Source organism: Vibrio sp. QJM3NY_26 (assembly GCF_057786005.1).
The window spans coordinates 340380-354343 of sequence record NZ_CM173516.1; the positions used below are offsets into that span (position 1 = coordinate 340380).

Annotated in this window: 10 protein-coding genes; 7 read left to right on the plus strand and 3 right to left on the minus strand. The window is 45.6% G+C overall.

Annotation, left to right across the window (positions count from 1 at the left end; translation table 11 throughout):
* Positions 1–468: 468 nt before the first annotated feature.
* Positions 469–1581: a maltose/maltodextrin ABC transporter ATP-binding protein MalK gene (gene malK, locus AC3CH4_RS16950; protein ID WP_171307598.1), complete on the plus strand. Its 1113-nt coding sequence runs from the start codon at positions 469–471 to the stop codon at positions 1579–1581.
* Positions 1582–1831: 250 nt separating this feature from the next.
* Here malK and AC3CH4_RS16955 read toward each other — a convergent pair whose 3' ends face one another.
* Both AC3CH4_RS16955 and AC3CH4_RS16960 read right to left on the minus strand, forming a co-directional pair.
* Entirely contained in the window at positions 1832–2032 is a 201-nt protein-coding gene (locus AC3CH4_RS16955) for a restriction endonuclease subunit S domain-containing protein (protein WP_017091765.1), read from the minus strand.
* Positions 2033–2256: 224 nt separating this feature from the next.
* The gene (locus AC3CH4_RS16960) at positions 2257–4173 is read right to left on the minus strand and encodes a methyl-accepting chemotaxis protein (protein ID WP_237289420.1); all 1917 of its coding nucleotides are present in this window, start codon (positions 4171–4173) and stop codon (positions 2257–2259) included.
* A 458-nt stretch (positions 4174–4631) separates the two neighbouring features.
* Between AC3CH4_RS16960 and AC3CH4_RS16965 the strand changes: the two genes are divergently transcribed.
* From AC3CH4_RS16965 to AC3CH4_RS16990, 6 genes are read left to right on the plus strand one after another with little or no spacing between them, the layout of a single operon-like run.
* Positions 4632–5588, plus strand: coding sequence for an AAA family ATPase (locus tag AC3CH4_RS16965; protein WP_488544099.1), 957 nt, complete (start codon positions 4632–4634; stop codon positions 5586–5588).
* 10 nt (positions 5589–5598) lie between these two features.
* Positions 5599–6525, plus strand: a complete 927-nt coding sequence (locus tag AC3CH4_RS16970; RefSeq protein ID WP_488544100.1) for a DUF58 domain-containing protein — start codon at positions 5599–5601, stop codon at positions 6523–6525.
* On the plus strand, positions 6522–7007 hold the full coding sequence (locus tag AC3CH4_RS16975; RefSeq protein ID WP_488544101.1) for a DUF4381 domain-containing protein: 486 nt from the start codon (positions 6522–6524) through the stop codon (positions 7005–7007). The genes AC3CH4_RS16970 and AC3CH4_RS16975 overlap by 4 nt, the downstream gene beginning before the upstream one ends.
* Positions 7000–8022, plus strand: a complete 1023-nt coding sequence (locus AC3CH4_RS16980) for a vWA domain-containing protein (protein WP_488544102.1) — start codon at positions 7000–7002, stop codon at positions 8020–8022. The genes AC3CH4_RS16975 and AC3CH4_RS16980 overlap by 8 nt, the downstream gene beginning before the upstream one ends.
* On the plus strand, positions 8015–9955 hold the full coding sequence (locus AC3CH4_RS16985; RefSeq protein WP_488544103.1) for a vWA domain-containing protein: 1941 nt from the start codon (positions 8015–8017) through the stop codon (positions 9953–9955). Before AC3CH4_RS16980 ends, AC3CH4_RS16985 begins: the two co-directional genes overlap by 8 nt.
* Positions 9956–9957: 2 nt before the next feature.
* Positions 9958–11640 carry a BatD family protein gene (locus AC3CH4_RS16990; RefSeq protein ID WP_488544104.1) on the plus strand — a complete coding sequence of 561 codons (1683 nt, stop codon included), beginning with the start codon at positions 9958–9960 and terminating at the stop codon, positions 11638–11640.
* A 135-nt stretch (positions 11641–11775) separates the two neighbouring features.
* On the opposite strand, the gene AC3CH4_RS16995 is transcribed toward AC3CH4_RS16990, so the two are convergent.
* Positions 11776–13920: a sensor domain-containing diguanylate cyclase gene (locus tag AC3CH4_RS16995; protein ID WP_488544105.1), complete on the minus strand. Its 2145-nt coding sequence runs from the start codon at positions 13918–13920 to the stop codon at positions 11776–11778.
* Positions 13921–13964: the final 44 nt, after the last annotated feature.

The following is a 13964-nucleotide window of genomic DNA, read 5'->3' on the forward strand; positions in this document are numbered from 1 at the left end:
ATCACCGTTATGTGGTGAATTTATTTGAACTGGATCGCTAATTGGGAGCAACCCCATTTATCTACTCCTCCCCTCCTACTCCCCCTCGTTAAATTTTCATTGGGAGGATGTACCATTGCGCCAATTCACCGAAACTGTACCCATCCAAGAGTGGATAGTAAGAACCCTTTACCAGCGAATGTTATGCGTGAAGCATTGTTCATTTAGTTGGCTTCACTGCCCGCTGTTGTCTTTATTAAGCATCGAGCTAAATCTGTGATTGAATCACGGGGGAGATTTAGCTGGATGTGGGGGAAATAGGCACCAGTTTGGCTATGACGGGTGGGCTTGGTTAAAGAATCCAAGTCTCACCCACTTTTTTTCTTACTCATTCAATACTTACCAATTCCTACAGTTACTGCTGACCCAAAAATTTCTTATAATGATAAGCAGTAAAACTTAAAATTTGATCGATCGAGGACTAGCTAGATGGCGAGTGTCACGTTAAAAAACGTTTATAAATCATATGGTGATGTACAGATTTCTAAGGACGTAACCTTAGACATCAACGAAGGTGAGTTCGTAGTATTCGTTGGACCATCAGGTTGTGGTAAATCGACGCTATTACGCTGTATCGCAGGTCTAGAAGACATTACGTCTGGTGATTTGTACATTGGTGATCAACGCATGAATGACGTTGAGCCTTCAAAGCGTGGCGTAGGTATGGTATTCCAATCTTACGCGCTTTACCCTCACCTTAACCTTTACGACAACATGTCTTTCGGCCTTAAGTTAGCAAACGCAAACAAAGCTGAAATCGACAAGCGTGTTGAGCATGCTGCAGAAATCCTTCAGCTTGGTCACCTTCTTGAGCGTCAACCTAAAGCACTTTCTGGTGGTCAACGTCAACGTGTTGCTATTGGTCGTACTCTAGTTTCTCAACCAAACGTATTCTTACTTGATGAGCCTCTATCTAACCTAGATGCTGCGCTGCGTGTTCAAATGCGTTCGCAAATCACTAAACTACAACGTCAACTTGGTTGCACCATGATCTACGTAACCCACGACCAAGTGGAAGCGATGACAATGGCCGATAAGATTGTTGTTCTTGATGGCGGTTATGTTTCTCAAGTGGGTAAACCTCTTGATCTTTACCACTACCCTCAAAACCGTTTCGTGGCAGGCTTTATTGGCTCGCCGAAGATGAACTTTATGTCTGTTCACATCGAGCAAGCTGAAGCAGAACGCGTCCAAGTTCAACTTTCCAACGGTATGACTTTCTGGATCCCAGTTGATGGTACGACTGTCAATGCTGGTGACCGTATGTCTCTGGGTGTTCGTCCTGAACACTTGTTGTCTGCTGAAACAGGTGATGCGACGATTGAAGCTGAAGTGATGATGGTCGAGAAATTAGGTAACGAAACACAAGTTTACCTAAACCTCGACAGCGCAGATGCTGACGTTATCTATCGCCAGCCAGACACGTTGACGATTGAGTCTGGTGACAAACTAGCGATTGGTATTCCTGCGCACCGTTGTCACTTGTTCCATAGCGATGGTCGAGCATGTCGTCGCTTGTACAAAGAGTACGGCACCGACTAGTCGGTTCGCCTTTTTAAGATATAACTTGCCCATATCGAATCCCTCTTACCAAGTAAGGGGGATTTTTTTGTTTAAAGACACCAACTACTTTCGCTTTGATGGTTTAACTTTGCGCACAGCTCAGTTAACTTTTCGCGCAGCAATAAAAAAGGCCTAGCAATGGCTAGACCTTGATTTGTATAGTCAGGCTAAGCCCAACTACTCATTCTACTCTATCTTAGACAAGATGAAATTGCCTTAAGCTTAAAGCTTAGTGGATTGGCGTATCACTTGTTTTGTTGAACTGGCCAAAATGCTTTTCTAACACTTCTGGTGTTAGTTTGCCTTCCGCTTCTAGTCGCTTAAATTCAGCAACGATCGCTTTTTGCTCTTCAATTGATGGCAGTTGTACTTCTGGCTCATCGCCCATCTCTTGAGTCATCTGCTCTAGTTCTTTTTCAAAATCGCTCATGATACTTACCTAAATATTAAACCTAATCAGATTTTACTCATTTACGCTCTGTGATGCTAGAGCGATTAAGTGCAAAGCCCGAAACCAGATCAAGCTAAGGCCAGTTAGAAGAAAACAACCCCGTAAATAAAAAGAGCTGGATTCACGATTAAATAAATCCAGCTCTTCGTCTATGTCTCTTTCTAAGCCATGCTACAGCTTAAAGGAATTAAAGCTTAAAGAAATTACAGCTTAAACGAGCCAACCATCTTATCTAGGCGAGAAGAAAGGTCGCGAAGCTCTTGGCTCGCTTCAGCAAGCTGCTCAGCGGTACCCGTTGTCACTTCATTGATTGCGTTAATCTCTTCAATGTTCTGGTTGATGGTGTGAACTACGGTTGATTGCTCTTCCGTTGCCGTTGCTACTTGCGTGTTACGATCGGTGATGTCTACGATGCGGTCCGAAATGCCACCCAGTACATCTACGGCTTCATCCGATGCAGCTACACCTTCAAGGGTAATGACTTTACCTGTACTCATTGCTGCTACTGCATCTTTAGCATCGCTTTGCAGCTGGTTGATCATCTTCTGAATCTCTTCCGTTGAGTCTGCCGTGCGACTTGCTAGATTTCGTACTTCATCTGCTACCACGGCAAAGCCACGGCCTTGCTCACCGGCACGCGCTGCTTCAATCGCTGCGTTCAATGCAAGTAAATTGGTTTGCTCTGAAATATCACGGATAACACCCAGAATGGAGCCGATATCTTGTGTTGTTGAAGCAAGTTGTTCAACCACTTGGCCCGTGCTCTCAATATCTTGAGCTAAGCGGCTAATTGCATCTTTTGCTTTATTTACAACAGAGCGACCCACTTCCGTATTGCCCGAAGCTTGAGTGGCCGTTTCCGCAGCCGTTGCCGCGTTTGATGCAATCTCGCTGATGGTCATGCCCATTTGGTTAATGGCAGCAACCACTTGAAGGGTTTGATCACGTTGCTCTTGGCTATTATCGTGGGTGATGTGTGCTTTGTTAGAAACACTCTCTGCCGCCACTTGAAGCGCTTGGCTTGTCGAGCATACTTCTTTCATAGACTCGTGAATCTTTTCAATGAATCCATTAAAGCCCTTTGAAAGCTGTGCAATTTCATCGTTGCCTTTAACTTCGATACGCTGTGCAAGATCACCATCGCCTTCGCCAAGGTCACCGAATCGCTTAGCCAGAAGTTTAATTGGCTGAGTAATGCTGTTTGCTAACACTACGCCCATTAGGATAAACACCAAAGCCACAACAGCCGTCATGATCAGCATCTTTTGCGCAGTCGCATCAAGCTCAGCAAACACTTCATCGGTTGGAACCACACCAATAACGAACCAGTCCATTGATGACACATACAAACTCGCCACAAACAGTTCTTGTCCTTGGCTTTCAGTGGTAATCAGATTGAAACCCGACTTGTTCAATAGTTGGCTTGATTGAGGGCCGTAAAGTTGTTGAAGTGAAGAATCACTGCGAGAACGCTCACGGTGAATCTGTACATCACCTTGGCTATCGGTCAAAAATACAAAGCCTGTATTTTCAATCTTGAAACCGTTCAGCAGGTTAACCATGTCATCCATCGATTTTGATAAACCTGACATCGCCAAACCAGAAGGCTGTTGGTAGTTAGCAAACATCTTCACTTCACCATTGGCTTCTTGGAACATGCTCACCATGGTTGGCTGGCCTGACTGAGTAAAACCAAAGAACCAACCGTCTTGTTGTTGGTTTAGCTGGCGTAAAAAACCATCTTGGTTCCAGTAGTAAGCTGTTTGACGGTTAGCTACCGAGGCATCATTCAGCTGATATTGGTTACGAACATTGTTCAGTTGTTTAACCAGTTTATTTTCTAGCTCAGCATCACGATCGGTCGATTCGATTGCATCAGAAATGAATTCATTTGAAGCAATTTGCTCCGCCGCTAACAATAGCTGAGAGACTTCACGATCAATTTCACCATTGATTCGCTCCAACATACCGGGAAGCTCAATATCAACCAAACGGTGGCTCAATACATCTCTTGCTTGCTGTTGTGCCATCGCGCCGACAATCACTGTCGATGCAAGAACCGCAAAGGTAATTCCAAGTACAACTTTTTGTTTGATACTCAGAGAGTTAGTTTTAAACATATTTGGACCTTTAAAAGAATCGCTCGTTATTGGTATACCCTGAACAGGACTTTTTTAGTGCACTCCAACAAGCAATGCACAATCTGAGTGATGTATCGGCCAAAACCAATAAAACTAGAGACTTTTATCTCAAAAAACTGCAAACATGATGTAACGACTCAATCATTTCTTGTGGGGTTGAGATTAACTAGCTAAATACGCCCCCTTATTGATATTCACCCTTATTATCAAACCCTTTAGTTTTTATCTGAGTCAGGCAGCATCACACCTTTGAGCTTTATTGTATAAAAAGCGATTGATATGATGAAAATTCACTGTTCAGTGATTTTTCTAGCTAAACACTTGTAAATCTTTCCAATTTTGAAAAAATAAATTCCGCAAATGTACTGGAACTTTTTCCTGGTAATCAGTGACCAATACTCAAAATAAGAATCAAATGGCCCCCAGAGAGTCCAAAAATGCATAAAAATAACTTCGAAATCCTTCAAAACTACCTAGAGTCTCAAATCATTGGTCAGCAAGAGCTCGTTAAACAACTGATGATCGCCTTATTGGCAGATGGTCATATTCTTGTTGAAGGACCTCCAGGGTTGGCAAAAACCCGTGCCGTAAAGTCACTGGCTGACTGTGTCGAGGGAGATTTTCACCGTATTCAATTCACTCCCGATCTATTACCAGCTGATTTGACGGGCACCGATATTTTCCGTCCAGAAACCGGAGAGTTCACCTTCCAATCTGGGCCTATTTTTAACTCGCTTATTCTAGCGGATGAGATCAACCGTGCTCCGGCGAAAGTACAAGCCGCGATGTTAGAAGCAATGGCCGAGAAACAGGTGACTGCAGGTCGAAAAACCTATGCGCTACCGGATCTGTTTTTGGTGATGGCAACGCAAAACCCGATTGAGCAAGAAGGCACTTACCCGCTACCAGAAGCTCAATTAGACCGTTTCTTGCTGCATTTAGAAGTGGCTTATCCAAACATGGAAAGTGAGCTGGAGATCTTGCGCCTAAACAGAGGCGAAGCTCAAGGCAACGAATCTGTTCAGCCACAAGAGATATCTCAGAAAACGATCTTTGAAGCGCGCCAAGAAGTGCTCAACATTCACATGGCAGACATCATCGAGCAGTACATTATTCGACTGGTTATGGCGACTCGCCAACCTAAGCAATACAGCGACCAACTTGATCAATGGTTAGATATGGGGGTCAGCCCACGTGCAACTATTGCTTTAGACCGATGTGCCCGAGCGCACGCATGGCTAGCAGGCCGCGATTACGTAACACCGCAAGATGTTCAAGCGATGGCATTCCCTGTATTACGCCACCGTCTACTTCGCAGTTACCACGCACAAGCTGAAGGGGTCACTGCAAACCAAGTGATCGCACACCTTATCTCGTTGGTTGGTAGCGCATAGGGATACGCGCATGAATAATCAATTACCTAACCATAGTGACGGTGTCACGTTAAATCTGGACGAACTGCTGCAATACAAAGCGCAGTCTGTTCGCTGGTTGCCTCCAGCCAAGAGTCTTTGGTCGCAACTAAACGGGCAACACGAGAGCAATCGTAAAGGTCGCGGGATGAATTTCTCTGAGGTTCGTCAATATCAGGTGGGCGACGATATCCGCAGCATTGATTGGCGCGTCACGGCGAGAACAGGCAAGGCGCATACCAAGTTGTTCTCTGAAGAAAGAGAGCAACCTGTGATTTTGTTCTTGGACCTATCAAGTAGTATGATTTTCGGGTCAACCTTGTTGCTTAAATCGGTTCAACTCGCGCACTTTGCCAGCCAACTTTGCTGGTTAACCGTCGCTCAAAAAGACCGTATTGGCGCAGTGATAGATACTGGCCAAGAGATCATTGAGATTAAACCCAGTGCTAGCAACCACGCTCCGCTGCGGATTTTACAAAAAGTCATAGAAATCAATAACGCAGCGCTGACCAACCAAGACAATCACAACGACACAACCTTAGAGCATGGGCTGAAGTCTCTCCACCAGCTTTGCCCGAAAGGAAGCGATATCATTATGCTCAGTGATTTCGTCCGTTATAACGAAAGTAATTACTCACTGATCAATCAAATACGTCGACATAATCGGGTTCGCTTGGTGCATTTTTACGATCCATTAGAGCAAGGTGTCACTGCTTTCAAAGGTTCAAAACAGATCACCGACGGCAATAAAACTCAATGGTTCAACTTTTCATCCAGTAAGGAAAAGGAAAAGCTGAGTCATGCATTCGACATGAAACAACAACAGCTTATGCAAATGAGCCTTTCTTTGGCGATCCCATACAGTTCATTGTCTTGTGCGCAATCGTTAATGAGTCAAGTATCAGGAATTCAGTCATGAATCAACCTCTCGACTTGAGTCCGATTATTACGCCAAGCGCACCATCGTGGTGGCCTTTGGCATGGGGTTGGTGGTCAATCATTATCACGGCCATCGTTCTGATCTCCTTAGTGTTTTTCATTGTAAAACGCAGACAAAAGAACCAATACGCGAAGAACGAAGCACTTGCTTGCTTTCGTAATAGTCAGTCTTCAAATACCTTGTCTCCGAGTGCAGCTCAAGACATCGTTCGTCAGGCAGCACTAAGCTATTTCCCACGCGACAAAGTGGCAGGCTTATCTGGTGACGATTGGTTGGCGTTCTTAGATGCACAATTAACGAAGCCGTTATTTTCCGAAAAACAGTCACTTTGGCAGCAAGCGCTCTACCAAGATACAGCCTTAATGAACGACGAACAGAAAAAGGCTCAACAGCAATTGGTTAATGATTGCGAAACCTGGCTTCGTAAAGCCCTTCCTCCAAAGCGAGGCCGTTATGACTGATCTTTTAAGCTTTGGTTTTCTAAGCACTATGTTTCTAAGCAAGAGCTTACTAAACATCGAGTTCGTTTGGTGGTGGATGTTCTTCCTCGCGCCACTACCGTTGCTCGTTTACCTATTCTCACCAAAATCAGAATCAAGCAGCGCTCTAAGGCTTCCGTTTTTGCCCGAGGACAGCAATACCAAAACGCCGAGCAGTCGCTTACCCAAAGCATTGTCGGTCATCACCTGGCTTTTATTAGTGACTGCGATGGCACGTCCAGTTTGGTACGGCGAACCGGTTGAGTTTCAGCCGAAACACCGTGATTTGATGTTGGTTGTCGACCTCTCCGGCTCGATGAGCCAAGAGGACATGCAATTCAATGGCGAATACATCGACCGCTTATCTGCGGTAAAACATGTATTGAGTGACTTTATTGAGCGACGCAAAGGTGACCGAGTCGGACTGGTGTTATTTGCTGATCACGCCTATCTGCAGACGCCACTGACGTTAGACAGAGACACGCTTTCACAACAACTCAATCAGGCTGTGTTAAAGCTGATTGGTACTCAAACTGCGATAGGTGATGGTATCGGCCTTGCCACCAAAACCTTTGTCGACAGCGATGCCCCTCAGCGTGTAATGATTCTACTCAGTGACGGCAGCAATACCGCGGGCGTATTAGATCCACTTGAAGCCGCGGATATTGCTAAGAAGTACAACGCGACGATTTACACTGTGGGTGTCGGTGCGGGTGAAATGATGGTCAAAGAGTTCTTCATGACTCGTAAGGTCAATACTGCTCAAGACTTGGATGAACGTACTCTAATGGAAATCGCCAAACGCACTGGCGGTCAGTACTTCCGTGCGCGTGACAGCAAAGAGCTGGCAACGATTTACGACACCATCAATCAGTTAGAGCCCGTGACGAACGCCACTAAGATCTGGCGACCACAACAAGAGTGGTTTGTCTGGCCTTTGTCTGCGGCAATGTTCTTCGCATTTATGCTGTTAGCCATTAGGAGAAACAATGTCTAACTTTACTTTTATCTATCCATTTTGGTTCTTGGCTCTTGCCGTGCTGCCCGCGATTTGGTGGCTTAGCAAGAAGCAATCTAAGCAAGGGTTATTGGCTTCTCATATCGCTCGATACTTGGCGCCAGAATCAAGCAAGCCATCAAAAAACCGCAGCACTTACTTTGGTATCTGGTGGATAGTCGGTGTTGTTGCACTAGCCGGCCCCAGCTTTCAAAACAATGAACGGCCGAGCTTTGAAAAAACGCAGGCGCGAGTTGTAATGATGGACATGTCGATGTCTCTATACGCTACCGACATAAAACCAAATCGCCTGACTCAAGCGCGATACAAAGCTCTTGATCTGCTCTCGTTGTGGAAAGAAGGCTTAACCGGAATGGTGGCGTACGCTGGCGATGCTTACACCATTAGCCCGCTAACGTCCGACATCAACACCATCAAGAACCTGGTACCCAACCTATCACCAGATATCATGCCCTTCCAAGGCGGCAATGCAGCATCGGCAGTTAAGCTTGCGATTGAGATGATGACTCGTGCTCATATCTATCAAGGCGATCTGGTACTGATTGCTGATGATATTGATGGTCAAGAGAAGAAAGATATCGACTCGCTGCTCTCTGGTAGTAATTGGACGTTATCAGTCTTGGCTGTAGGTACGGAAAGTGGCGCGCCAATCTCTCTACCAAGCGGGTCGATGCTGAAAACAGATTCAGGGCAAACCGTGGTGGCAAAAACTAACTTAGACAATATGCGCGACCTGACTCGTCGCTCTGGTGGCACCTTCACCGAGGTGCAATTTAATAACTCAGACGTTGAGCACATCGCGAGTTATCTCGACCGAGTTGCGACAACTTCAGAGGTGACTAAAACCAATAACTCACTCAACACCAGAGTAAACAACGGTTTTTGGTTATTGCCGTTTCTGTTACTTCCCGCACTTGGGTTATTCCGAAAAGGGGTTATTTGGTGTGGGTTAGCTGTGGTTTTGTCCTTCAGCCAACCGAATACCGCGTTTGCGAATCCGTGGAAAACCGACGACCAGGTGGGTTATCAGTTGTATCAAGATGAGGACTTTCAACAAGCCGCAGAACAGTTCGAACAGCAAGAATGGAAAGGCATAGCGCAATACAAAGCCGGTGATTTCGAAGCGGCCGAACAGACGCTACAAAGCCTTTCTGGCGAAGATGCTCGCTACAACCTCGCCAATGCACAAGCAAAGCAAGGTAAGTACGACCAAGCGATAAAAGAGTATCAACGTATTCTCGAAAGCAACCCTGAACATGCTTACGCGAAGAAGAATCTAGAGATTGTCGAACAAGCTCAGAAGCAACAGCAACAGCAACAGCAACAGCAACAGCAACAGCAACAGCAACAGCAACAGCAAGACGATTCTGAGTCCAAAGACCAAAACGAACAAAACCAGCAAGGTCAGCAAGGTCAGCAAGGTCAGCAAGGTCAGCAAGGTCAGCAAGGTCAGCAAAATGATTCTTCGCAAAGCTCGCAGGATCAACAACAAAGCTCAGCTGACAATGGGAAGTCGCAAAGTCAAAGCGGCAGCCAAGATCAAAGTGAAAACCAAGATCAGAATACTGACCAAAGCCAAGCTGATAGCCGCCCTGATTCCAAGGCGGATGAAGAAAACGACAAGCAAGCTGTGCAACAAAACAAAGCAGGTCAAGCAGATAAGCAGCCACAAGATAAAGATGACTCAGCATCTCAAATTGCCCAAGCACAAGAGGCAGCTAAGAAAGACAATGACAGCAATGCCCAACAAGCCGCAGCACAAGTATCAGGTCAACCTATGTCGAGCGATCCCGATATGCGTAAGCTTGAGCAAGTCGAGAGTGCTCGCGACCCGAGCCAACTGCTGAAAGCGCAAATGATTCTACAAGCACGACAAAAAAGTGCTCCTAATAACCAAAACAAAAAGTGGTAACCATGCGATTTTTAACCAAGCCATTTTTATCAATGCTACTGACACTGCTAATCGGTATTTTCTCGTCACATTCTGTATTCGCAGCGACCGCTGTTGCGAGCGTTTCACAAAACAGTGTGACCAAAGATGAAGTCTTCCTACTTAGAGTGGCTACCAATGAAAAAGTATCGTCCGGTGCTTTAGACCTAACCCCTCTTCAGAAGGATTTCTACGTCAGCACCCCAAGATTTGGGTCGTCGATGCGAATCGTCAATGGCAGCCGCACTGTGTCTAGCGAATGGAATATTACCCTTGCCCCACTTCGATTAGGCCGATTAGATATTCCTAGCTTTGATATTGAAGGCGCAAAAACCCAACCGATCACCATCAACGTTGCGGTTAATAAAGCCGCTCCAAAGCAGAGTGATATGGCCGAGTTTCAACTTAATCTGAGTAAAGATTCGCTGTACCCTCAAGAGGTCGCAGAGCTTGATGTAAAACTCATTATTAAGGCTGATCCTAGAAGACTGCAAGATCCTAAAATCGCACCACCAAGTTCAGCGAAATTAGACGTAGAACCGATTGGAGAGTCTAAGCAATTTCAAGATGTTATCAACGGACAAGAAGTCACCGTTGTTCAGCAATCTTTCCATATATCGTCACAACAAGCAGGGCAATTTCAGCTTCAAGGGCCGAAGTTAACTGGTGCAGTTGTTTACTCAACCAACAACTCAAGCACAACGCGCCTTTTCCAGCTCGACACGCCCGTTGAAACCTTAGATGTCACAGTGAATCCTGTACCAAAAGGCTACCAAGGTGAGTGGTTACCAACATCGGACTTCAAGTTGATTCAGAAATGGTCAGATAGCCAAGGCAACGAGCTGACAGGTAGTAATACTTTAGGTGGCGATAAGCAGAATATTGAGATGGAAGCTGGTGATTCGTTAACTCGTACCATCACAATGACAGCCAGCAACTTGACCCAACACCAGTTACCAAAACTGAACATCACCTACCCTAAATCGGTACGCGTGTATGAAGAGAAACCGCAATTTGGCACTACCCAATCCGGTAATGCTATCGTTGTTTATAAGCAGGTTCTCATCCCTAAGGAATCTGGAAGCATCTCCCTGCCTGGTGTTTCTCAAACTTGGTTTAACACCGATTCGCAATCACAAAAAACCAGTAAGGCTCTTGGGCTTGAGTTGTCGGTTCAGGCAAGTGATCGCGTAACCTCAAGCACACCGCCTCCTGTTATTGAAACACCAACTCAGCAAGCCAGCCCGACAATTGTTACCGTTGAAAAACCAGGAATGTGGCCTTATCTAACGGCGCTGTTTGCAGCATTATGGTTAATCAGCTCGGCGTTTGCTTTCTACTTCTGGTCACGCCGCGGTACAGCAGTAAAACCAAAGCAAAAAGATGAACGTCAATCCGATACGGCAGAAGCGCTGATTGCCGCTCTGAAGATGAAAGATGGTGTGAAGACGAGAACTTTGTTCGAACAGTGGAAAACAGAAAATTCAGACTTGAGTGATGAGACGTTAGAAACAATCGAAGCTGAGCTCACCAAGCTAAATCAGAGTCTCTACGCTGAAGCTGGTTCACCAAGTCAGTCATGGGATCCTTCTGAGGCAATCAAAGCGGTTAAGAAGCCAAAACGCATCTCGAACAAAGCACACAAGAGCACATTAGAAAGGCTTTAATTAACCAGCGTTCTAAGTAAGCAGAAAGCTAGTTAAACAGAAAGTCTAAGTAAACAAAAAAGAACGAAGCCGTGATGACCACATTGTGATCATCACAGCTTCAATCGTTTTGAGACCGGAAAAATAAACGCCAAACTAAATCAGTGGCGTCGCGACCTTTCTTCGCTTTAGAGCAGATACAATTCGATTTCGCCCTGAGTCTTTAGCTTGATACAAGGCTTTGTCTGCCTTGCCATACAGCAGATCGAAATCGAATTGATGTTGGTCTGAGGTTATCGAGGCATAGCCGACAGATGCGGTTAAATACTGGCTGGTACTGCTTTCACAATGAAGGATCTTCGCCTCTTCAATGCATTTTCTGATCGACTCTGCACGCTGTTTAGTTTCAGAGTGATGAGTGCCGATCATCAACAACATAAACTCCTCACCACCAATACGACAAAAAGTTTCCTTATCGCTATGAACATGGGCATTAAGTATCTTGCCGATGGTGCGCAGAGCAGCGTCACCTTCTGTATGCCCGTAAACCGTGTTGTACAAACCAAAGTGATCAAGGTCAACAAGAATGAGTCCAAACGTGACTTCGTGCTCTGTGGCAAATGCCCCTTGATCATCACAATTGAGATCATCTAAAACCTGCGACAACATACGACGATTTCCAAGGCGTGTCAGAGGGTCAAGCTTAGAGATGATATCCAACTGCTCATTGGCTCGTTCAAGCTCTTGAGTGCGCTTACTGACCTCTTGCTCTAGCGTCTCATTGAGCTTTTTGAGCTCCTCTTGCGCCATAGTTCTCTGTAGCACCTCAGCTAAACTCGAAGCGAAGATACGTATCACTTCACGCAGTTGTGAGGTTAAAGGGCTGCGAGTTAACAAATTATCCGCGGCAATAAACGCAATCGGCTCACCCGTATTGGTAGTGAGCATCGTCATTGCCGTCCAACCGACACCTACAATATTAAAATCGTGATAGATAGGCACGGATTCTTCAAAGGCGACTTGATTAGGACAGGCACGTGCTGCGGCGACAATGTCACGCTCCACCAGCTCAGAGCGATAATAAGATTCATCGACAATGTCGCCTTTTATGTCAGTGCCCCACGTGCCTTGCATGTAACTGCAATTTTTATCGGTGAGGAAAACCGCCAATCGATCAATGCCTAAATGCTGAATCGCAAAGCTTACCGCCGATTTGCACACTTCACTGACGCTATCGCAACGAGACAGCTCCACCATACTTGAGTGCAACATGCGTATGTTTTGTTCTTGACGCTTGCGAATGTAGATCTGAGAAAGCAGAGATCCGAATGATTCAAGCATCTGCTTTTGATAATTAGTGATGGGTGAACGGTGAATATAATTGTCCATTGCAATCCAACCGACGGGTTTATCTCCTTCACGTAAGATCAACATGCCATTCCAACCTTGCCCTACGACTTTGCCTTCGGTGTATAGCGGCGCTTTCTCAATAATAACTAGGTTGTTGTGATTGTCAGACAACGCCTCAATGTATTCGGCTTCAAGTTGATGTAAGTCGTACTGAGTATGATGTTCGCTGTTGGTTTTACCAGCCTCATCAGTACCATAAGTGCCGCTAAAACAGCGCTTTTTCATATCGAGTAACATAAAGATCGCACGGTCAAAGCCTAGACGGTCGCGCACTGCCTCAACAGAAGCCTTATACAAAGCATCCAAAGAGTCAGGATTAGAAAGCTCTAACGCGACCTGATGGACTAGTTTCATGTTCTCAACAAATAGCTCTCGCAGCTTAATTTCATCAAGGTACTGCGCTTCACGTGTGTCTCTGTATTTGATCTCAAGCGCAGCGTTCTTTTCCGCACGAATACACTGCCAGCGAGCTGCGGCTAGTTGAAGGACATCAAGATCTTGGTCGAACGTTTGGTTGATCTGCTGAGCATTGCAATTTTGAACAATTAAATAAGTTCTGCAGGCAGGCGCGTTGTCTAGCATCATGATGAACGACTCACCACCCAGCACCTCCATGTGTTCCCACTTACAAGTATTGATAGACATTGGAAGCACACCATCTGCGGTATCAAACTGGGAAACCCAAGGCCAAAATGTTGAGGGATACTTGTCGAGGGAGGTTAGCTCACCGCAAGAAAACAAGGGTAACGAATCGCCTTCTGGTGTTGGCTCGGCAAATACTCCGCTCCCTTTTGGGGCAAGTACCTCAACAAGGTAACCAAAAAGAGACTCTGCCAACAGACGGTGGTCGCGAGTAGCAGATATTTGTTTTGCAAAGGCTTTAACAGGCACAGCTTCCGTCCATTGGCTAATAAGATTGAAGCAAAAATACCGAA

Coding starts and splice junctions, on each gene's coding strand:
- malK (WP_171307598.1), top strand. CDS start 469: ATGGCGAGTGTCACGTTAAAAAACGTTTATAAATCATATGGTGATGTA.
- AC3CH4_RS16955 (WP_017091765.1), bottom strand. CDS start 2,032: ATGAGCGATTTTGAAAAAGAACTAGAGCAGATGACTCAAGAGATGGGC.
- AC3CH4_RS16960 (WP_237289420.1), bottom strand. CDS start 4,173: ATGTTTAAAACTAACTCTCTGAGTATCAAACAAAAAGTTGTACTTGGA.
- AC3CH4_RS16965 (WP_488544099.1), top strand. CDS start 4,632: ATGCATAAAAATAACTTCGAAATCCTTCAAAACTACCTAGAGTCTCAA.
- AC3CH4_RS16970 (WP_488544100.1), top strand. CDS start 5,599: ATGAATAATCAATTACCTAACCATAGTGACGGTGTCACGTTAAATCTG.
- AC3CH4_RS16975 (WP_488544101.1), top strand. CDS start 6,522: ATGAATCAACCTCTCGACTTGAGTCCGATTATTACGCCAAGCGCACCA.
- AC3CH4_RS16980 (WP_488544102.1), top strand. CDS start 7,000: ATGACTGATCTTTTAAGCTTTGGTTTTCTAAGCACTATGTTTCTAAGC.
- AC3CH4_RS16985 (WP_488544103.1), top strand. CDS start 8,015: ATGTCTAACTTTACTTTTATCTATCCATTTTGGTTCTTGGCTCTTGCC.
- AC3CH4_RS16990 (WP_488544104.1), top strand. CDS start 9,958: ATGCGATTTTTAACCAAGCCATTTTTATCAATGCTACTGACACTGCTA.